Origin of the sequence: Actinacidiphila polyblastidii (assembly GCF_036353415.1) — a bacterium.
Lineage (GTDB): Bacteria > Actinomycetota > Actinomycetes > Streptomycetales > Streptomycetaceae > Actinacidiphila > Actinacidiphila polyblastidii.
This window is the reverse complement of the sequence record NZ_JAZEWV010000013.1, coordinates 98,022-118,153: the sequence shown is the minus strand read 5'-3', so window position 1 is coordinate 118,153 and position 20,132 is coordinate 98,022. Positions and strand designations below refer to the sequence as shown.

General features: G+C 75.6%; 19 protein-coding genes. 14 read left to right on the top strand and 5 right to left on the bottom strand.

From position 1 onward, the window contains the following. Nucleotides 1-175: 175 nt before the first annotated feature. From V2S66_RS18115 to V2S66_RS18065, 11 genes are all read left to right on the top strand, one after another. The gene (locus V2S66_RS18115; RefSeq protein WP_330796680.1) at nucleotides 176-1,720 is read left to right on the top strand and encodes an ABC transporter substrate-binding protein; all 1,545 of its coding nucleotides are present in this window, start codon (nucleotides 176-178) and stop codon (nucleotides 1,718-1,720) included. Beyond that, complete coding sequence (locus tag V2S66_RS18110; protein WP_330796679.1) at nucleotides 1,717-2,778, top strand: ABC transporter permease; 1,062 nt, start codon at nucleotides 1,717-1,719, stop codon at nucleotides 2,776-2,778. The genes V2S66_RS18115 and V2S66_RS18110 overlap by 4 nt, the downstream gene beginning before the upstream one ends. Then, entirely contained in the window at nucleotides 2,775-3,761 is a 987-nt protein-coding gene (locus tag V2S66_RS18105) for an ABC transporter permease (RefSeq protein ID WP_330796678.1), read from the top strand. The genes V2S66_RS18110 and V2S66_RS18105 overlap by 4 nt, the downstream gene beginning before the upstream one ends. After that, nucleotides 3,742-4,818, top strand: coding sequence for an ABC transporter ATP-binding protein (locus V2S66_RS18100; RefSeq protein WP_413966420.1), 1,077 nt, complete (start codon nucleotides 3,742-3,744; stop codon nucleotides 4,816-4,818). Before V2S66_RS18105 ends, V2S66_RS18100 begins: the two co-directional genes overlap by 20 nt. Further along, nucleotides 4,815-5,852, top strand: a complete 1,038-nt coding sequence (locus tag V2S66_RS18095) for an ABC transporter ATP-binding protein (protein WP_330796676.1) — start codon at nucleotides 4,815-4,817, stop codon at nucleotides 5,850-5,852. The genes V2S66_RS18100 and V2S66_RS18095 overlap by 4 nt, the downstream gene beginning before the upstream one ends. 112 nt (nucleotides 5,853-5,964) lie before the next feature. After that, on the top strand, nucleotides 5,965-7,146 hold the full coding sequence (locus V2S66_RS18090; RefSeq protein WP_330796674.1) for an LLM class flavin-dependent oxidoreductase: 1,182 nt from the start codon (nucleotides 5,965-5,967) through the stop codon (nucleotides 7,144-7,146). Nucleotides 7,147-7,354: 208 nt separating this feature from the next. Continuing rightward, on the top strand, nucleotides 7,355-8,533 hold the full coding sequence (locus V2S66_RS18085) for an acyl-CoA dehydrogenase family protein (RefSeq protein WP_330796672.1): 1,179 nt from the start codon (nucleotides 7,355-7,357) through the stop codon (nucleotides 8,531-8,533). A 108-nt stretch (nucleotides 8,534-8,641) separates the two neighbouring features. Next, the gene (locus V2S66_RS18080; protein ID WP_330796788.1) at nucleotides 8,642-9,793 is read left to right on the top strand and encodes an LLM class flavin-dependent oxidoreductase; all 1,152 of its coding nucleotides are present in this window, start codon (nucleotides 8,642-8,644) and stop codon (nucleotides 9,791-9,793) included. Further along, complete coding sequence (locus V2S66_RS18075) at nucleotides 9,790-10,554, top strand: alpha/beta hydrolase (RefSeq protein ID WP_330796671.1); 765 nt, start codon at nucleotides 9,790-9,792, stop codon at nucleotides 10,552-10,554. Before V2S66_RS18080 ends, V2S66_RS18075 begins: the two co-directional genes overlap by 4 nt. A gap of 193 nt (nucleotides 10,555-10,747) precedes the next feature. Next, nucleotides 10,748-11,980, top strand: a complete 1,233-nt coding sequence (locus tag V2S66_RS18070) for an LLM class flavin-dependent oxidoreductase (RefSeq protein ID WP_330796669.1) — start codon at nucleotides 10,748-10,750, stop codon at nucleotides 11,978-11,980. Then, a complete protein-coding gene (locus V2S66_RS18065; RefSeq protein ID WP_330796667.1) occupies nucleotides 11,977-12,528 on the top strand; it encodes a flavin reductase family protein in 552 nt (183 codons plus the stop codon). The genes V2S66_RS18070 and V2S66_RS18065 overlap by 4 nt, the downstream gene beginning before the upstream one ends. Nucleotides 12,529-12,588: 60 nt before the next feature. Here V2S66_RS18065 and V2S66_RS18060 read toward each other — a convergent pair whose 3' ends face one another. Beyond that, nucleotides 12,589-13,149 carry an RICIN domain-containing protein gene (locus tag V2S66_RS18060; RefSeq protein WP_330796665.1) on the bottom strand — a complete coding sequence of 187 codons (561 nt, stop codon included), beginning with the start codon at nucleotides 13,147-13,149 and terminating at the stop codon, nucleotides 12,589-12,591. 251 nt (nucleotides 13,150-13,400) lie between these two features. On the opposite strand from V2S66_RS18060, the gene V2S66_RS18055 reads away from it, so the two are divergent. Both V2S66_RS18055 and V2S66_RS18050 read left to right on the top strand, forming a co-directional pair. Beyond that, on the top strand, nucleotides 13,401-13,604 hold the full coding sequence (locus V2S66_RS18055; RefSeq protein ID WP_330796662.1) for a hypothetical protein: 204 nt from the start codon (nucleotides 13,401-13,403) through the stop codon (nucleotides 13,602-13,604). 31 nt (nucleotides 13,605-13,635) lie between these two features. Further along, on the top strand, nucleotides 13,636-14,244 hold the full coding sequence (locus V2S66_RS18050; RefSeq protein WP_330796660.1) for a flavin reductase family protein: 609 nt from the start codon (nucleotides 13,636-13,638) through the stop codon (nucleotides 14,242-14,244). Nucleotides 14,245-14,311: 67 nt separating this feature from the next. Here the strand turns inward: V2S66_RS18050 and V2S66_RS18045 are convergent, their stop codons facing one another. After that, nucleotides 14,312-15,094, bottom strand: coding sequence for a TVP38/TMEM64 family protein (locus tag V2S66_RS18045; RefSeq protein WP_330796659.1), 783 nt, complete (start codon nucleotides 15,092-15,094; stop codon nucleotides 14,312-14,314). Between the two features lie 106 nt (nucleotides 15,095-15,200). Next, on the bottom strand, nucleotides 15,201-16,421 hold the full coding sequence (locus V2S66_RS18040; protein WP_330796657.1) for an MFS transporter: 1,221 nt from the start codon (nucleotides 16,419-16,421) through the stop codon (nucleotides 15,201-15,203). A gap of 270 nt (nucleotides 16,422-16,691) precedes the next feature. On the opposite strand from V2S66_RS18040, the gene V2S66_RS18035 reads away from it, so the two are divergent. Further along, complete coding sequence (locus tag V2S66_RS18035; protein ID WP_330796656.1) at nucleotides 16,692-17,552, top strand: spermidine synthase; 861 nt, start codon at nucleotides 16,692-16,694, stop codon at nucleotides 17,550-17,552. Here the strand turns inward: V2S66_RS18035 and V2S66_RS18030 are convergent. Then, nucleotides 17,492-18,886 (bottom strand): MFS transporter, encoded by a 1,395-nt coding sequence (locus tag V2S66_RS18030; RefSeq protein ID WP_330796655.1) that lies wholly within the window; start codon nucleotides 18,884-18,886, stop codon nucleotides 17,492-17,494. The two genes, V2S66_RS18035 and V2S66_RS18030, sit on opposite strands and share 61 nt — an antisense overlap. Nucleotides 18,887-18,965: 79 nt before the next feature. Beyond that, a complete protein-coding gene (locus V2S66_RS18025) occupies nucleotides 18,966-20,087 on the bottom strand; it encodes a hypothetical protein (RefSeq protein ID WP_330796654.1) in 1,122 nt (373 codons plus the stop codon). Between the last annotated feature and the right edge of the window lie 45 nt (nucleotides 20,088-20,132).

Here is a 20,132-nt window from a genome sequence, read left to right as displayed (position 1 = left end):
CCCGTCCCCCTCGCCGCACCGGGGCGGCCGCCTCGCCGGTCGGCCGGTCCCGCGCCGTCCTGACCCCCGCACTCGCGCCTTCGGCATGTCCTGGCGCGCCGCCTTGCGCCGCCCGTGCTCCTCCCCGGCTCCCCGGCAGGAGAACTCCGGTGCGCTCCACAGAAGGTGACACCACGTGAAGAACTCCGCAGCCATGCCCGCGCTCGCCAGACGCTCCCTCCTCGGCGTCGGACTCGGCGCAGGGGCCGCCGCAGTCCTGTCCGCCTGCGGCGGCGCCTCGACCGCGGGCTCCTCCGCCGCGGGCGGCGGCACCCTCAAGTGGGGCTGGGCCCTGCCGACGTCCTGGGACCCGGTCTTCTCCTCCGCCGGCTGGGACGTCCACGGCCTGTCGCTCGTCTACTCGGCGCTGACCAGGCTCGACGCCGGCGGCGCCGCGGTGCCCGCACTGGCCAGCGCCTGGAGCTACGACGCGAAGGGCACCGAGGTCACCTTCACCCTGCGCCCCGGGCTGACCTTCAGCGACGGCAGCCCGCTGGACGCCACCGCCGTCAAGAAGAGCCTGGACCGGGGCCGCACCGACCCCAGGTCCCTGGTGGCGCCGCAGCTCGCGCACGTCGTGGAGGTGACCGCGACCGGCGCGACCACGGTGGTGCTCAAGCTCTCCCAGGCCGACTACCAGATCCCCAACCTGCTGGCGGGCAAGACCGGGATGATCGTCAGTCCGAAGGCGTTCGGGACGAACGCGGCGGCGCTCGCCACCCAGCCGGTCGGTGCGGGCCCGTTCGTGCTGACCTCCTACACCCAGAACGAGCGGGCGGTGCTGCGGCGCAACCCCTCGTACTGGGACGCCGCCGCCATCAAGCTCCAGGGCTTCGAGGTCTATCCGCTGCCCGACCCGTCCACGGTGGTCGCCTCGCTCCAGTCCGGCCAGTACAACGTGGCGCAGATACCCGGCAGTCAGGTCGCCGCGGCCAAGGCGGCCGGCCTGCAGGTGCAGGTGATCCCGTCGATGGTGGTCGCGGTGCTGGACGTCAACGCCGCCAAGGCGCCGTTCGACGACCCGGACGTGGCGCTCGCGCTGCAGTACGCGGTGGACCGCCAAGCCCTCGTGAAGACACAGCAGTTCGGCTACGGCGAGGTCAGCAGCCAGCCCTTCCCGCCCGGCTACGTCGGCCACGACCCGGCCTCCGACAACCTGTACCGGTACGACCCGGCCAAGGCCAAGTCCCTGCTCGCCAGGGCCGGCCACCCCGACGGCGTCGAGCTGACCCTCACCACCTCGGTGGCCGCCGGCCTGCCCGAGCAGTTGCAGGCGCAGCTGAAGGAGGCCGGTTTCCACACCAGGATCAGCGTCATCCCGCAGGCGCAGGCGACCCAGATCGTCTACGTGCAGCACTCGCAGGCGCTGTTCACCGACCAGTTCGCCGGCCGCGACTCCGCCGCGCAGGCGTTCCAGGTGCTGTTCGGCCTCCAGGGCCTGATGAACCCCGGCCGCAAGGCGCCGGCCGACCTCCAGGCCGCGGTCGCCAAGGTGTCGGCCACGCCGCTGGACTCACCCGACTACCCAAAGGTGCTGCAGGCGGCCACCGGGCTCGCCGTGCGGACCATGCCCAACGTCTTCCTGTACACCGTGCCGCGCATCCTGGCCCGCAGCCGCGGGGTGTCCGCGCTGCCGGCCGACGTCGTGGTGCAGCGGTTCGAGGGCGTGACCGTCGCATGACCACCGCCACCGAGGCGCCGCCGGCCGCCGCCGCGGGAGGCGCTCCCCGCCCCCGCGCCCTCCTGGCACGGGCCGGGCGCGCGCCCGTGCCGCTGGCCCGTGGACTGCTCGGGACCGCCACCGTGTTCGTGATCTCCTCCCTGCTCACCTTCGGGCTCGGCGCGCTCTCGGACGCCAACCCGGGTGCGGCGGTGCTCGGCGACGCCGCCAACCCGGCCGAGATCGCCCGCATCAACCACCAGTTCGGACTCGACCGCCCGCTGCCGGTGCAGTACGTGACCTGGCTGTGGCACGGCCTCCACGGCGACCTGGGCCGCTCCTGGTTCACCACCGTGCCGGTCGCGCACAGCATCGGCCAGGCGCTGCCCGTCGACCTGTCCGTGGCCGGACTCGCGCTGCTGATCGCCGTGCTGCTCGGCGGCGCGGGCGGGATCGCCGCGGCGCTCAGCAACGGCGGCCGCGCCGACCGGGCGGTGACCGCCGTCTGCGCGGTGCTGGGCACGCTGCCCGCGTTCGTGATCGCCATCGCCCTGATCACCGTGGTGTCGGTCAAGCTCGGCGCGCTGCCCTCGGGCGGTTACGTCCCGCTCAGCCAGAACCCCGGCCAGTGGCTGCGGTTCGCCCTGCTCCCGGCGTTCGCGCTCAGCCTGGACGTCGCCGCCGGCATCGCCCGGCAACTGCGCACCTCGCTGGTCGGCGCGCTGCGCGAGAACTACGTGACCGGCGCGGCGATGCGCGGACTGTCCGCCCGGCGGGTGCTGTTCGGGCACGTGCTGCGCAACGCGGCCGGCCCGGCGCTCACCGTGCTCGGCATGAGCGTGCCGATGCTGATCGGCGGCGCGGTCGTCACCGAGCGCATCTTCAACCTGCCCGGCATCGCCCAACTCGCCCTGCAAGCGGCCCAGGAGCACGACGTGCCGGTCATCCAGAGCACCCTGCTGGTCACCGTCACCGTGGTGCTGGCGGCGAACCTCGCGGTCAACGCCGCGCTGGCCGCGCTCAATCCGGCCGCCCGGCGCCGGCGGTCGGCCTCGCGGGACGGGAGGGCGGCGGCATGAGGACCTTCCGCCTGACCTGGCGGCTGCCGATCGCCCGCGCCGCGCTCACCGTGCTCGCGGCCGTCGCCGTACTGGCCCTCTTCGGCCACCAGTTGGCGCCCCAGGACCCGCTCGCCCAGGACTCCGCCCACATCCTGCGAGGGCCCGGCGGCGCGCACCTGCTGGGCACCGACTACCTCGGACGCGACGTGCTCAGCCGGCTGCTGGCCGGGACCGGGCTCACCGTCGCCGGCGCCCTGGAGGCGGTCGGCGCGGCCATGGCGCTCGGCATCGTCCCCGGGCTGGCGTCGTTGTGGCTGGGACGGTTCTTCGAATGGTCCGCGCTGCGGGCCGTGGACGCTTTGATGACCATGCCGTTCACGCTCTTCGCGATCGCGGCGGTCGGCGTCCTCGGCAACGGCCTGCACCAGGCGATGCTGGCCCTGGGCGTCCTGCTCTCGCCGCTGTTCTTCCGGGTGACGCGCGCCGCGGCCCTGGGCCTGCGGCAGGCCCCGTACGTGGAGGCCGCCGAGCTGATGGGCGCCTCCCGCAGCCGCGTGCTGCGCACCCACATCTGGAGCAAGGTGCTGCCCACCGTGGCGGTCACCACCGCCCAGGCGCTGGCGACCAGCCTGCTCACCGTCGCGTCGCTGACCTTCCTCGGCCTGGGCGTCCAGCCGCCCGCCCCGACCTGGGGCGGCATGCTCGCGACCGACCTGGGCTATCTCGGACAGCAGCCGTGGGCGCCGGTGCTGCCGGGCGCGCTGATCATGCTCACCGTCGGCGCGCTGCACCTGCTCGCCGACGCGGTACGCGACAGCGGCGGAGCGTCAGCGGGGTTCGCCGGCGCGCCCGAGGGAGGGACCGCGGCGGCGGCCGCGGCCACAGGCACCACCGTGCGGCCCGCGGCCGCCGCCGATGCGGGCGCCGCTGATCCGGCCACTGCTGAACCGACCGCCGTGCAGGACCGTGAGGGGAGGACGAATGCCCGCATCTCCGCGTGACACCGACGGCGCCCCGGGCCGGGGCGACCTGACCGCCGCCCCGCCCTCGGCGGCCCGCGAGGACGTGCTCGCCGTCGACGGCCTGCACATCACCGTCAGCGGCGGCCGCACCGAGGCGGTACGCGACGTCTCGTTCACCGTACGGGCCGGCGAGTCCGTCGGACTGGTCGGCGAGTCGGGCAGCGGCAAGACGCTGACCTGCCGTTCCGTACTGGGCGTGCTGCCACCCGGGTGCTCCGTCTCGGCCGGCGCCGCCACGCTGGCCGGCACCGACCTGACCGCGCTGGACCGCCGCGGCTGGGAGCGGCTGCGCGGGGTCCGGCTCGGCGCGGTGTTCCAGGACCCGGCGTCCTACCTCAACCCCTCCCTGACCGTGGGCCGCCAACTCGCCGAACCGCTGCGGGTACGCAAGGGCCTGTCGCGCGCGGACGCGCACCGCAGGGCGGTCGAACTCCTGGGCGCGGTCGGGCTGCACGAGCCCGCCGAGGTCTACCACCGCTACCCCTTCGAACTGTCCGGCGGCATGCTGCAGCGCGTCCTCATCGCCACCGCCATCGCCGGCGACCCCGACCTGCTGGTCGCCGACGAGGCCACCACAGCCCTGGACACCGTCGTGCAGGCCGAGGTGCTGGACGTGCTCGCCCGGCTGCGCGCGGAACGCGGACTCGCGCTGCTGCTGGTCAGCCACGACCTCGCCGTGGTCGCCGAGGTCTGCGACCGCGTCCTGGTGTTCTACGCCGGCGAGATCGTGGAGGACGGCCCGACCGAGCAGGTGCTCGCCGCGCCCGCCCACCCCTACACCGAGGCGCTGCTGCGGGTCGCGTCCATCGGCGACTGGCAGCGCCGCGAACTCGCGGTGATCCCGGGACGTCCGCCCGAGGCCGGCGCGGCACCGCCCGGCTGCCGTTTCGCCCCCCGGTGCGCGCACGCCGCCGCCGCCTGCACCGCGACGCCCACCCTCGCCCTCACCGACGCCGGCCCCGGTCGCAGGACACGCTGCGTCCGCGCCGCCGAACTGGACCTGACCGGCGCCGCACCCCAGGAGGTGACCGCATGACCGACCTGCTGCGGGTCGAGGAACTGGCCGTCGCCTTCGGACGGCGCGCGGGGCGCGGCGGGGCGCGCGTGCTGGACGGCGTGTCGCTGCATGCTCGCGCCGGCGAGATCCTGGGCGTGATCGGGGAGACCGGGTCGGGGAAGACCACGCTGGCACGCGCCGTCGTGGGGCTGTCCCCGGTCGTCGGGGGCCGTATCACGGTGGACGGCGCCGACGTCACCGGGCTGCGCGGGCGGGCGCTGCGCGACTTCCGCCGATCCGGCCGGGTCCAGTACCTCTTCCAGGACCCGCTGCGCTCGCTCGACCCCGACCTGACCGTGGGGGAGTCGGTGGCCGAGCCGCTGGCGGTCACCGGCACCGGGAGCCGCGCGGAGCGGGCCGCGCGGGTGGCCGAGGCGCTGCACCGGGTGGGTCTGGACGAGGGGCTCGCCGACCGGCTGCCGGGGCGGCTGTCCGGCGGCCAGCGGCAGCGGGTGGCCATCGCCCGCGCCGTGGTCACCCGGCCGCGGCTGCTGCTGGCCGACGAGCCGGTCAGCGCACTGGACGCGTCCAACCGCAACCACGTGCTGCGGCTCTTCGACCGGCTTCGCCACGAGCTCGACGTCGCCGTGGTGGTGATCTCGCACGACCTCAGCTCGCTGGCGGGCATCGCCGACCGGATCGCCGTCCTCTACCGCGGCCGCCTGGTGGAGCAGGGGCCGACCGCCGACGTGCTCGCCCGGCCCCTGCACCCGTACACCGCGCTGCTCACCGCCTCGGCGCCCAGCGTCCGGCGCGAGAACGCCGTCGTGGCCGGCCGGCTGCGCCGCGTCGCCGCCCCGCCGCCGTGGGCCGCCGCCGGCGGCTGCGTCTTCGCCGCGCGCTGCCCGTTCGCCGACGAGCACTGCCGTGAGGCGCCGGCGCGGCAGGACCGGCTCGCGGACGGCGCCGCCGCCCGCGAGGTGGCCTGCCACCACGCCGGGACCTGGCAGCGGCAGCTCTCCGTTCCCGCTCCTCCTCCTGCCCCCGTACGCACGCCCGCCGCCACCCGCTGACCTGAGCCCGCCCGCCGATCGGACCGCGGAGCTTCCGCACGCCCTCCCGGCACCGGCGGCCGGAACGCACCGGTACGCACCGCCCGCCCACCCACGCCCCTGGAGCGCCCCCATGTCCATCGAGTTCATCGGCATCGCCGCCACGCAGCCCGTCAGCGAGACCGGCGGCGGCCCCGCCGCCCCCTCGGTCAGCTCGCAGAGCGAGGCGCACGCCGCCCAGGGCGCCGTGATCCAGCCCGCGTACCTGCGTGAACTGGCGCTGGCGCACGAGCGGTCCGGCTTCGACCGGGTGCTGGTCGCGCACTCCTCGGCGAGCCCGGACGGCTTCACCGTCGCCGACCAGGTGCTCAGCCACACCACGCGGCTCGGCGTGCTGCTCGCGCACCGTCCCGGCTTCGTCTCGCCCACCCTGGCGGCGCGCAAGTTCGCCACGCTGGACGCCTTCCACCCCGGCCGGGTCGCCCTGCACGTCATCACCGGCGGCGACGACGCCGACCAGGCCAGGGACGGCGACCTCAGTGACAAGCCGACCCGCTACCGCCGCACCGACGAGTTCCTCGACGTGGTGCGCCGCACCTGGACCGCCACCGAGCCCTTCGACTACGAGGGGGACTTCTACCAGGTGCGCGGCGGCCGATCCGCGGTGCTGCCGGCCCGCCCGATCCCGGTCTACTTCGGCGGCGCGTCCGACGACGCGGTCCGGGCCGGCGCCAAGCACGCCGACGTCTACGCCTTCTGGGGCGAGCCGCTGGCGGGCATCGCCGACCGGATCCGCCAGGTGAGGGCGGCGGCCGCGGTCCACGGCCGCACCCCGAACTTCAGCGTCAGCCTGCGGCCCGTCCCCGCGGCCACCGAGACCGAGGCATGGCGGCGGGCCGAGGACATCCTGCGGCTCACCAAGGAGCGTGCGGGCGCGCTGCGCAAGGCGTTCAACCTCGACCACTCCACCCAGGAGGGCTCCCGGCGGCTGCTGGACGTCGCCGCGCGGGGCGACGTCCACGACAAGCGGCTGTGGACCGCGGTCGCCAAGGCGACCGGCGCGGCCGGCAACTCCACCGCCCTGGTCGGCTCCTACGAGCAGGTCGCCGAATCGCTGCTGGACTACACCCGGTTGGGCGTCGGCACGCTGCTGATCCGCGGCTTCAGCCCGCTGGAGGACGCGCGCGACTACGGCGCCCTGGTGGACCTGGTCCGCGCGGAGACCGAGGCCCGCGGCTTCACCGGCAACCGTGTGCCGCCCGTCGCCCCCGCGCAGGCCGGCAGCCGGGACCTGCTGGGAGCGGTCGGCGCATGACCGCGGCCGCACGCACGGCGGGCCGGGCCGCGACCCCCGCGGCCGGCCCGACCACCTCCGACCGGGGCGCCTCCGGCGTACGCCCCGGCGGCCGTACGCCGCGGCCGCCGTCAGCGGGCCTCGCCGGCCCCGGGAGCGGCCGGGCCCGTACGACCCCCGCGCACCCCGGGCGACCCGTCGCCGCCGACTCCGACACGGAAGCCGCACCATGAGCCGACCGCTGCCGCGCATCGCCCCGCCCGACCCGGACCGGCTGCCCGAGGTCGGCGCGGCGCTGGCCGCCCGCGCCGGGGAGAACGACCGGGAAGCCGCCTTCCCGTACGACGGCGTGGCCGCGGCGCACCAGGCCGGGCTGCTCACCGCGACGGTGGCGGAACGGTACGGCGGTCCCGGTGGCGGCCTCGCCGAGACCGTGCGGATCCTCCAGGTGCTCGGCGCGGGCGACCCGGCGGTCGCGCTGGTCACCGCGATGACCCTGTTCGCGCACGCCGCGCAGGCCCGTGACGGCTCATGGCCGGAACGCGCCTACGAACGGCTCGCCGCCGACTCCGCCGAACGCCCGGTGCTGGTCAACGCGCTGCGGGTGGAGCCCGAACTGGGCACCCCGATCCGCGGGGGGCTGCCCGCCACCGTGGCCAGGCGCCGCGGCGGTCACTGGGAGCTGTCCGGGCACAAGATCTTCTGCACCGGCGCGGAGGCGCTCGGCTGGATGCTGGTGTGGGCCCGCACCGAGGACGAGGCCGCCCGGGTCGGCTCCTTCCTGGTGCGCGGCGGCAGCGAGGGCCTGCGGATCGCCCGCACCTGGGACCACCTGGGACTGCGGGCCAGCCGCAGCGACGACGTGCTGCTGGACGCCGTACGGGTCCCCGCCGACGACGTGATCGGCCTGGCCGAGCCGGGTGCGGGCGGCGGACGGGACACCGCGGGCGGCGCCTGGAACGCGCTCGGCCTCTCCGCGATGTACCTCGGCGTGGCCCGCGCCGCCCAGCACTGGCTGACCGGATTCCTGCACGAGCGCACCCCCACCGCGCTCGGCGCGCCGCTGGCGACGCTGCCGCGCTTCCAGAGCGCCGTCGGCGAGATCGACGTCGCCCTGTCCGGCGCGGAGCGCCTGGTCGCGGCCCTCGCCGAGGCCGCGGACGCCGGCGACCCCACGGGCGCAGAGCAGGCCGGCGGCGCCAAGCTGCTCGCCACCCGCGCCGCGATCGGCGCGGTCGAGCAGGCCGTGGCCCTCGTCGGCAACAACGCCCTGACCCGCGCCAACCCCCTGCAACGGCACCTTCGCGACGTGCTGTGCAGCCGGGTGCACACCCCTCAGGACGACACCGTCCTGCTCACCGCCGGACGGACCGCCCTGGCCCGCCGCACGCTCACGGAAGGCACCTGACCCATGTCCGTCACCCCGCCCGCAGCCGAGCCCACCGCACCGGACGCCGTACTGGACGCCGCCGAGCTGCCCGGCCGGCTCGCGCCCGGCACCGTCGAGTTCATCGGCATGATCGGCACCCGCGACGCCTCGGAGACCCGGCCTGCCACCGGTCCCGTCGTCGACCCCGACTACACCCGGCGCTTCGCCCGCGCCCATGAGGAGGCCGGCTTCGACCGGATCCTGATCGGCTACGGCTCCAGCACACCCGACAGCGCCCAGGTGGCCGCGCACGTCGCCGCCCACACCGAGCGCCTCGGCCTGCTCGTCGCCCACCGTCCCGGCTTCGTCGCCCCCACGCTCGCCGCCCGCACCTTCGCCACGCTGGACCAGTTCTCCGGCGGCCGGGTCGCGGTGCACATCATCACCGGCGGCCACGACGCCGAGCAGCGGCGCGACGGCGACCACCTGCCCAAGGACGAGCGCTACGACCGTACCGACGAGTACCTCGACGTGCTCAAGCGCGCCTGGACCGAGGACCGACCCTTCGGGCTGGACGGCCGCCACTACCGCTTCGAGGACTTCCACGCCGACGTCAAGCCCGCCCAGCAGCCCCGCATCCCGCTCTACTTCGGCGGATCGTCGGCCGCGGCCTACCGGGTCGGCGGCAGGCACGCCGACGTGTTCGCGCTGTGGGGCGAGCCGCTGGCGGAGACCGCCGAGCAGATCGCCGCGGTGCGGGCGGCCGCCGCGGCCGCCGGGCGCACCACCCCGCCCCGGATCAGCGTCTCCTTCCGTCCCGTCCTCGGCGCGACCGAGGACGCGGCCTGGGAGCGCGCCTACGGCATCCTCGACACCATCAAGCAGCGCGGCAACGCCGGTTCGCTGCTCGGCACCCGCCGGGCGATCCTCCCGGTCGGCCCCGACGCCCGCCCGCAGAACGCCGGTTCGCAGCGGCTGCTCGCCGCCGCGGCCAGGGCCGAGCGGCACGACCGCGCGCTGTGGACCGCGCCGGCCGCGGCCACCGGCGCGGCCGGCAACTCGACCGCGCTGGTGGGCACACCCGAGACCGTCGCCCAGGCGCTGCTGGACTACGTCGACATCGGCGTCACCACGCTGCTGATCCGCGGCTACGACCCGCTGGACGACACGGTGGACTACGGCCGGCGCCTGCTCCCTCTGGTCCGCCAGGAGTTGGCCCGCCGCGCCGCCGACCCCGCGCCGAACAACGGCGGTTCCCGCGCGCAGGCCGCGGCGGTCCCCGTCGGCGGCGCCCGATGAGTGCGCCCGCCCAGGCCCGTACGGCCAGTTGGTACCCCGACCCGAGCCTGGTCCGGCGCGGCACCGTGGTCCTGCTGCCCGGCCGCGGCGAACACCCCGGGGTGTACGAGCGGTTCGGCCGCAGACTGGCCGCCGACGCGTACGTGGTGCACGTCCTCGACGTCGCCCCGGACCAGCCCGTCGCGCAGACCGCGGCGCAGGTCGCGCGTACCGCGGAAGGCGCCGCGGGCCCGCTGGTGCTGGCGGGCTCCGACACCGGAGCGCTGCACGCGCTGGCCGTCGCGGCAGGCCAGCAGCAGGTCGACGCGCTGCTCCTGGCGGGGACCGCGCGCACCGACGACGCCTCCGGTTCCGCCGGGTCCCCGGGCGACTGGGCGGCCGAGCTGGCCGCACGCACCGCCTGCCCGGCGCACCGCGGGCGGCTCGACGCCGACCCCGCGTTCGCCCGCGGCAGCCTGGGCGAGCCGGTGCCCGCCGCGCTCGCCGCGGCCGCCGGAGCGGCCGTGCCGCCCGCGGGGTTGCCGGTGCTGGTCGTGCACGGCGCGGCCGACGAGGTCAGCCCGCCTGCCGCGGCCCGGCGGCTGGCCGCCCGGCTGCCCGCCGCCCACCTGGCCACCGTCGCGGAGGGCCGCCACGACGCCCTCAACGACATCGCGCACCGCAGCGTGGCCGCGACGGTGGTGCAGTGGCTGGAACGCCTGCGGGCCGGGGCGCACCTGCCGGTCGTGATCACGGTGGAGGAGGCGCCACCCCGCGAGTGAGCCGGCCCGGAGCGGCCGCCCGGTGAACGGCCCCCGCCGGGGGGCGTCGGGCGCCGGGCGGCCTCGGGAGCGGGCGGCGCGTGAGCCGCCCGCACCCGGACGTTCCCGCCGCACCAGCCCGCGCCCCGGCCCTCGCGACCGCCCGCGCCGGGCCGCCGATGACCTTTCCGCATCTCCAGGAGGAGTACCGCCCATGTCCCTGCAACCGCACTGGTACCTGCCCACCTCCGGTGACGGCCGGGACGTGGTCGGCTGGGCGCACTCGCGGATCGCCACCGCGGCGCCCTGGCCGACCGACCGGGCGCCCACCGTCGACTACCTCGCCGACGTCGCGCGCGCCGCCGAGCGCCTCGGCTTCGCCTCGGTGCTCACTCCCGCGGGCACCTGGTGCGAGGACCCGTGGATCGTCACCGCGGCACTGCTGCGGGAGACCCGGCGGCTGCGCTTCATCGTGGCGCAGCGCCCCGACGCGGTCACCCCCACCCTTGCCGCGCAGATGGCCGCCACCTTCCAACGGGTCTCCGGCGGCCGCCTGATGCTCAACGTCGTCACCGGCTCCGACGACGAGGAGCAGCGACGCTACGGCGACTGGCTCGACCACGACGCGCGGTACGCGCGGACCGCGGAATGGCTCGGCGTGCTGCGCGGCGCCTGGTCGGGCGAGCCCTTCGACCACGACGGGGAGCACTACCGGGTGCGTGGCGCCACCGTCGCCGACGCCCCCGACCCCGTTCCGCCGATCCTGCTCGGCGGGTCCTCCGAGCCCGCCCTGCGCACCGCCGCCGCGCACGCGGACCTGCACCTCAGCTGGGGCGAACCGCCGGCCGGCCTCGCCCCGCGGCTCGCGCGCCTGCGGGAGGCGGCACGCGCCGCAGGCCGACGGCTCGCCTTCGGGGTGCGCCTGCACGTCATCACCCGGGACAGCTCGGAGCAGGCGTGGGCGGAGGCGGCCCGGCTGCTGCGGGGCATGGACCCGCAGGCGATCGCCCTCGCGCAGCGCCGGGCCGCCCGCACCTCCTCCGACGGCCAGCGCCGGATGACGGCGCTGCACGGCGGCCGCACCGACCGCCTGGAGATCGCCCCCAACCTGTGGGCCGGCTTCGGGCTGCTGCGCCGGCACGCCGGCACCGCGCTGGTCGGCAGCCACCACGAGGTCGCCGACCGGCTCGCCGAATACCACGCGCTGGGCGTCGAGCACGTCCTGCTCTCCGGCCAGCCGCATCTGGAGGAAGCGCACTGGTTCGGCGAGGGAGTGCTGCCGCTGCTCCGCGAGCGAGGGCTGCTCGCCGCGCACGACCACCTGCCGGGACGCGAAGAGCCCCTCACCGTGGAGGAGTCGGCCCGCACCACCGCCCACTCGCCCGATCCGGGACCGGACCCGCACGAACCGCACGAGACGCCCGAGCTGCAGAGGACGAGTCGATGACCCTGACGACCACCACCACCCACGCCACCGGCGCCGGCAGCCGGGCCGTCCCCGCCCCCGCTGCCGTGCCCGCCCCCGCGGAGCTGCTCAAGCAGACCCTGCGCCGCCACGCCGCAGGGGTGACCGTGCTGACCGTGCCCGGACCCGCCGGCTTCACCGCGACCTCGTTCACCTCCGTCTCCCTCGAACCCGCCCTGGTCTCCTTCTACCTGTCGGCGACGGCCTCCTCGGCCGAGGCGGTCCGCGCCGCCGCGGTCTTCGCCGTCCACGTCCTCGGCGAGCAGCAGCAGGAGCTGGCCGAGCGGTTCGCCCGCAGCGGCGTCGACCGGTTCGCCGGCACGCACTGGACGCCGGGTCCGCAGGACGTACCGCTGCTGCACGGCGTCCCCGCCTGGCTGACCGCCCGGCCCGTGCTGCGGCAGGAGGTCGGCGACCACCTGCTCGTGGTGGGCGAGGTGACGGGCGCGGGCGGCGACGGACGCCAGGCCCCGCTGCTCCACCATGCCGGCGGCTTCGGCTCCTTCCGCACGCTGCCCGACGCCGGGTAGGCGCGCGCGAGTGTCGTGCCGGGGCCACCGGCTGGACGCGGCCCCGGCACCGATCGGGGGTCAGATGGTGTGGGGCTCCCAGACGGGGAGCCAGACGTCGTTGGGCGCGCCTTGGGCGGTGCAGTCGTACTGGATGAGGTTGTAGCCGACCCCGACGCCGCCGGCGACGTTCAGGCACTTGTCGCTGGACTTCACCACGACCTGGTAGCCGATGCCCTTGGGCACGAACTTCCACAGCTCGTTGTCGGCGCTGCCGCAGGTGTACTGGATGACCTGGGTGCCGTTGGCGCTGCCGCCTCCGCTGACGTTCAGGCACTTGCCGCTGCTGACGGACCTGAGCCGGTAGTAGCCGCCCAGGGCCGAGTCGAACTCCCATCGTTCGTTCCGTGTGCCCGACCAGGGGTACTGGATGATCGGGACGCCGTCGGCCGACGAGGCGCCGCGCACGTTGGCGAGCTGGCCGGGATCGCTCGCGAGCCTGAGGGTGAACTGCTGGGCGACGATGGCCCGGGGCGCCGCCGGTTGTGCGGCCGCCGAGCCGGACGTGCCCGTCAGCGCCGCGGCGCCGACCGCGACCGCCCCGAGGGCCGCCGCCCACCGTTTGCAGATGTTCCTACGCACTTTTCCTCCACTGGTGCTCGACGCCCACTTCCGATGACGACTGTGGGGAGTCGACTGGCTACTAAAAGTAGCCAGATCGTCGGCGCTGTCACAGAGAGCGCGGGAAGCTTCCCTGGTCGTCGGTGCGACCCCGTGCGCTCCCCGAAGGGCGTTTGCCGCGGAGAAGCCGTGCCGCAGGAGGTCTCCGGTGGTGGGCAGGCGGATGGTTTGAGATGTTGTAAGGGTGTTCGTGACACGAGGAGGAGGCGAACATGGCTGACGACGCCATGAGAGAGATGACAGGCCGGATGTCACCCGAGAACCGGAAGTGGGTGGAACAGCTGCCCAGCGACCGCAAGCGCCAGCTCATGCAGAAGTGGCAGAACGAGGGCGGGCGCACCGACCTCGGCAGCGTGGGCACGGAGACCAACGACGCGGACGCGAATGCCGTGGTGGAGGAGTTCCGAAAGGGCTGAGTCCGCCGGCCGCGTGCGGATACTGGTCGGTATGCGCATCGACTTCGACCCTGATCAGTGCCACGTCAACGACTTCTACAAGCTGCTGACCTCGGTCGTCGTGCCCCGGCCGATCGCCTGGATCTCGACGACCGACCGGGACCGCACGTGTGACAACCTCGCCCCGCACAGCTTCTTCACCGTGTCCTGCGTCAGCCCGCCGATCGTGCAGTTCACGTCCGTGGGACGGAAGGACTCGGTGCGCAACGTCGAGGCCACCGGCGAGTTCGTGGTGAACCTGGCCTGCGAGCACCTCTTCGAGCAGGTCAACGCGACGGCCACCGACTTCCCTTACGGGGTCAGCGAGTTCGACGAGGTCGGCATCGCCAGGGAACCGAGCCTGCGGGTCCGGGCGCCGCGGGTCGCCGGGTCTCCGGTGGCGCTGGAGTGCGCACTGCACAGCACCGTGCGGCTGGGGGACTCGACCGTCGTCTTCGGGCGGGTCGTGCACGCCGCGGTCTCCGAGGCGGTGCTGGTCGACGGGCGCCCGGACGTACGCCGGCTGCGTCCGCTGGCGCGGCTGGGCGGGAACGAGTGGTCGACGGTCGGCGAGACCCTGGAGATCCAGCGGATCCCGGTCGAGCGGTGGCGCCACCGCTGACCCGGGCCCCGCCGCTGACCCGCACCCCTGATCGGGGATCGCGCCTGATCCCGATTTCGCCGCTGCCTCAGGACCCGTCGCGGGCCGCGGCGTCGGAGCGGGCCTCGGGCTCGCGCGGGGCCGCGGCCCCGTCGCCGGGGCGGGCGCGCATCCGGCCGCGCGCGACGGCGGCCGCCGCCACCGTCGTCACGCCGAGGAAACCGAGAGCCAGCAGGAACACGGGCGAGGTCGGCGAGGTGGCGTGGCTGCCCGCGACCACGTACGCGGCGGTGTTGGCGGCGCTGCCGACCGCCGTCGCGGTGAGGAAGGGCGTCAGCCGGACCCGGGAGACGGCCGCCGCGTAGTTCGCGGCGGCGAACGGCACTCCGGGGAACAGCCGCAGCGCCAGGGTGCTGCGGAAACCGTGCCGGCTCAACTGCCGGTCGGCGGAGAGCACCAGGCGTCCGCGCAGCAGCGGCCGCAGCGCGTCGCGGCCGAGCGCGCGGCCGAGGAGGAACGCCAGGCCCGCGCCCAGCACGGTGCCGCCTATCGCGGCGGGCAGCCCCGACTGGATGCCGTACAGGGCGCCCGCGGCGGCGTTGAGCAGGGGGCGCGGCACGAAGGCGACGGTGGCGACCCCGTAGGCGACCGCGAAGATCAGCACGGCGGTCGGGCCGGAGGTCTGCGGCGGCCATCCGCGGGTCAGCAGCCGCTGCGGCTCCCACGCCACGGCCAGCGCGATGCCCGCAGCCAGCACGGCCACCAGGACGGCGAACCGCGCCCACGGCGACACCAGCAGCCGGAGCAGCCGCCGCGGGCGGCGTGGCTGCCCGCCCGCGGAACCGTTCGATGAGCCCGTACGCACCAGCATCCAGGGAGCCTAACGGACTTCGGCCCGCGGACCACCGCCCGCGCGGACCGCCCACAGCGCCCGCAGCACCCGCCGCACCGCACCGTCGGTCGCGTCGGGCCTGCCGCTACTCCGCCGCGACCCCGCCGACCGGCTCCGGCCGCAGCGAGGCCCGGCCGGCGACGATCTGCGAGGAGGCGGTCGGTGTGCGCTGGTCCAGGACGCCCGCGGTGATCGCGATGCCGAGTCCCGCGACCGCGAGCACCGCGCCGACGAGCGCGGGCGAGGTCCAGCCCCAGCCGGCCGAGATGGCGACGCCGCCGAGCCACGCCCCGCCCGCGTTCGCCAGGTTGAAGGCGGAGTGGTTGGAGGCCGAGGCGAGGGTGGGCGCGCGGCGGGCCTTGTTCATCACCAGCATCTGCAGCGGCGTGGTGGTCAGGAAGCCGACCGCCCCGAGCATGACCACGGCGAACGGCGCGGCCTCCTTGGAGCGGGCCGCGTAGTGGAAGGCCACCAGCACCAGGGCGAGCGCGGCCAGCGAGCCGTACAGGGTGGGCCGCAGCGCGCGGTCGGTGAGCGGGCCGGCGGCCAGCGCGCCGAGCGTCATGCCGATCCCGAAGAGCGCGAGGAGCAGCGTCACGGAGGAGTCGGCGAACCCCGTGACCTCGGTCATCATCGAGGCGAGGTAGCTGTAGACGGCGAAGACGCCGGCGAAGCCGAAAACCGCGGTGAGCAGCGCGAGCAGGACCTGCGGCTGGCGCAGCGCCCGCAGCTCCTGGGCCACGCCGGTGTGCTCCTCCGCGGGCAGTCGGGGGATGAGCAGGGCGAGCGCGCCCAGCGCCAGCAGGCCGACCGCGGCGACGACCAGGAAGGTCGCCCGCCAGCCCAGGTGCTGGCCGAGCGCGGTGGCGGCGGGGACGCCGACGATGTTCGCCGTGGTCAGGCCGAGGAACATCGCGGCGACGGCGCGCGCCCGGCGCTCCTCCGCGACGAGCCGGGACGCGACCACCGCGCCGACGCCGAAGAACGCGCCGTGCGGCAGCCCGGCCAGGAACCGGCCGGCCAGCAGCGTCCAGTAGCCGGGGGCGACGGCCGAGGCGGCGTTGCCGACGGTGAACAGGCCCATCAGCAGCAGGAGCATCCGCTTGCGCGGGATCCGGGCGCCGAGCCCGGTGAGCAGGGGTGCGCCGACCACGACGCCGAGGGCGTAGGCGGAGACGAGGTAGCCCGCGGTCGGCACGGAGGTGCCGAGGTCGCCGGCGACGTTGGGCAGCAGGCCCATCATGACGAACTCGGTCGTGCCGATCCCGAAGGCGCTGATCGCCAGGGCGAGGATGGCCAGGGGCATGGCGGGGTGTTTCCTCATCTCACGGTCGGCCGCCGACGGTTCGGTCGGGCGGCCGGTGGAACATCGGTCGCGGGGACGACGAGGGAACGTCGGCCGGCAGGACGGCTCGGGAGCGCCCTTTTAAGTTCATCGTCGGAACAAATTCTCGCACGCCCACGATTCCCGGACGTCACCGGCAGGTGAAGCGGCGGCGACGGGAGGCCGTTCGGCGCGCGAACGACGCCCCGGCGCGGCGGGGGACTCCATGGGCGGGCGGGGGACAATGGGCGGATGGAGTCCGAGGCCGAACCGATCCCCGTCACCCGCGACGTCGACCTCGGGACGGCGCGGCTGCTGCCGGACGTCGACCGGGCGCGCGCCTGGCTGCTGACGGTGGACGGCGCACCGCAGTCGTACGTCGACCTCGACGACCCGGAGCACCTGGAGTTCGAGTACGTGCGGCGGCTCGCGTACGCCGTCGAGACCGCCTTCGACGCCCCGGTGGCGGCCGTGCACCTCGGCGGGGGCGCGATGGCGCTGCCGCGCCGCCTCGCCCGTTCGCTGCCCGGCTCACGGCAGGACGTCGTGGAGGTCGACCGGGGGCTTTCGGAGCTGGTCGCGCGGTATCTGCCGCTGGACGACGACACGATCACCGTGCACGCGCAGGACGCCCGCACGTGGCTGGCGGCCGCGCCGGACGCCTCCGCCGACCTCATCGTCGCCGACGTCTTCGGCGGCTCCCGGGTGCCCGCGCACCTGGCCTCGGTGGAGTTCGCCCGGCACGCCGCCCGGGTGCTGCGCCCGGGCGGCCTCTACCTCGCGAACCTCGCCGACGCCGCCCCCTTCGCCTTCCTCGGCGGCCAGCTCGCCACCGTGCGGGAGGCGTTCGGCGGACCCGCGGCCGGCGACCTGTGCCTGCTCGCGGAGCCCGGGGTGCTGCGCGGCCGCCGCTTCGGCAACGCCGTGCTGGCCGCCTCCCGCGGCGCCCTGCCGCTGCCGCTCGACGCCCTCGCCCGGCGATGCGCCGCCGACGCCTTCCCCTGCCGGGTCGTCCACGGCCCCGCGCTCCAGGCGCTGGTCGGCTCTCCGGTCTACGACGCCTCGGCGACGCCGTCCCCGGTGCCGCCGGAGGGCGCCTTCACCGTGGGCTGATCCGCCGCCGGAGCGGCGGAGCCGGCGGGGGCCCGGCCGTCCGGCCGGGCGCGCTCCAGCCGGCGTACGTCCGGCAGCAGCAGCACCGCCGCGGTCAGCGTCACGACCAGCGTGGCCGACCCCCACAGCGACGGCGTCCGGCCGAAGGCCGCCGCCGCGGGACCGGCCAGCGCCAGGCCCAGCGGCATGATCGCGATCGAGCCCAGCCAGTCGTACGCCGACACCCGCGACATCATCTCGTCGGGGATCTCCTGGGCCAGCGCCAGCATCCAGCCGACCGCGAACACCTCGATCGCCACGCCCGACAGCAGCATCGCCAGCACGAGCGCCCACAGCGGCAGGGCGAGCGCCAGCGCGACCAGGGGTATCGCGAGCGGGAAGACGCCGAGGGTGCCGACCAGCAGGATCCGCCGCGGCTTCCAGCGGATCATCAGCACCCCGCCGGCGACCGTGCCGGCACCGGCCGCCGCCATCGCCACGCCCCACGGCCCGGCGCCGCCCAGATGGTCCCGTGCGACGAGCGGCCCGTACACCTGCTCGGCCGCGCCGGTCATCGCGTTGACGACGCCGAACTGCACGACGATGCCCCACAGCCAGGACCGTGAGGCGAACTCCCGCCAGCCCTCCCGCAGGTCGCGCACGATTCCGCCCGCGGCCGCCCCGGCGTCGTCGGGATCGGCCAGCCGGGCCGTCGCGGCGGCGGAAAGGCGGGCCCGCAGTCCGGCGGCGACGAGGAACCCGGCCGCGTCCACCACCAGCACCCAGCCCGCGCCCAGCGCGGCGATCAGCGCGCCGCCCAGCGCCGCGCCGCCGATGCTCGCGCCGTTCGCGCCCAGCCGGTAGACGGAGAACGCCTTTCCCGCGTGGGCGGGTTCGACCGTCGAGAGCACCATGCCCTGCGAGGCGGGGGAGAAGAACGCCTGCGCGGAGCCTCCGACGGCGGTCAGCGCGGCCATCTGCCACAGCTGCGGGTGCCCGGCCAGCACCAGCAGGGCGAACAGGCCCTGGGACACGGCGTTCACGAGGTTCGCGGCGACCATCACGCGCTGCCGCGAGATCCGGTCCGCGACGGCGCCGCCGACCAGCAGGAAGACCACCATGGCCAGCGTCCGTGCGGCGGCGACCACGCCGACGTCGGTCGCGCCGCCACCCGCGCCGATCACCGCGTACGCGGCGGCGATGGTGGCACCGGAGTTGCCCAGCCCGCTGATGAAGGACGCGGAGACCAGCAGCCGGAAGTTCCGGTTCGCCCAGGAGGGCGGGCGGGGGAGGCGGGGCGGCCGCGGCCTCCGGGTCGTGCGGGGGAGCGGAGGTCTCGTCTCGTCGCCGGTCACCCGGGGCACTATCGTCCAGCGCCCGCCCCGCACGCAACGCTGTTTCCGCACGTCGGACGGGGCTCGGGCGCCGGCCCGGCTACTTCTTGATCAGCCGGATGCTGTCCTTGATCCGGTCGACGGTCGCCTGGGCGACCTGGTCGGAGACGCCCTGGTCGGCGTAGAGCACCCAGACCACGAGCCTCTTCGCCGGGTCGCTCTGCGTCGGGTCGAGCCAGGCGACGGTCCACGCCTTGCCGCCCGGACTGCTGCACTTGTCGGCGATCGGGAGACGGCTGGCGGTGGCCTCCGCCTGCCAGCCCGAGATCCCGTGGGCGTTGTGGAACGCCCTGCTGTTCTGCGCCTTGGAGAAGGTGCCCTTGCCGTCGGTGTGGTACGCCCAGTACGCCCAGGACTGCGCCTGCACCTCGGCCGCGTTGCGCACACTCGTCGCGCCGTTGGCGCCCTTGGTGCCGGCCACCGCGCGGTCGGCGGTGCCGTGCGCGGTCTTGCACCAGTCGTGCTTGTAGTAGGCGGGCGCGCTCATCGCGACGGCCGGGTTGCCGTCCTTGTCCTCGAAGCCGATGGTCATGCCCTGGCTGTCGACGGTCCAGTCGGAGGGGACGTCGAAGAGCACGTTGCGCTCGTCGCGCTCGACGACCTTCCAGCCGGGCACCACCGGCTTGATGTCCACCGGGGCGCCGCGCGGCGAGTCGTCGGAGCCGCCGCCGACCCCCGGCGCCGACGTGGTGGCGGTCGCGGTGGGGGCGGCCGTGGGCGGCGTGGCCGACGTCGCGGTGGGCGTCGGCGTCGGGTCGCCGTGGGCGTCGTCCTTCTTGTGGCCGGTCAGGTAGACCGCGCCCACCGCGACGGCGGCGAGCACCGCGACCGACGCGGTGACCGCTATCGCGATCGTGGTGGTGTTGCGCTTCTTCGGCGGCCGCCCGTCCGGGCCGCCGGCCACGGGCGGGCCCCACGCCTGCGGGGTCGGATAGCCGGGCGGCGGCTGCTGCTGGTAGCCGGGCGGACCGTACGGGGACGGAGCGGGTGTGCCGTACGGCTGCGTGGGCGCGGCGTACTGCGGGTACCCGTACCCGGGCTGCGGGGCGGGCGGCTGCTGCGGGTACCCGGGCTGCGGGGCGGGCGGCGCGGGCTGGGTGGGCTGCGCGTACGGGTTCGGCGTGCCGTAGCCGCCGGGCGGTTGCTGTGGGGGGTGGGGCACACCCTGCGGTGGCTGCTGCTCTCCCCCGGACTGCTGTTCTCCTGG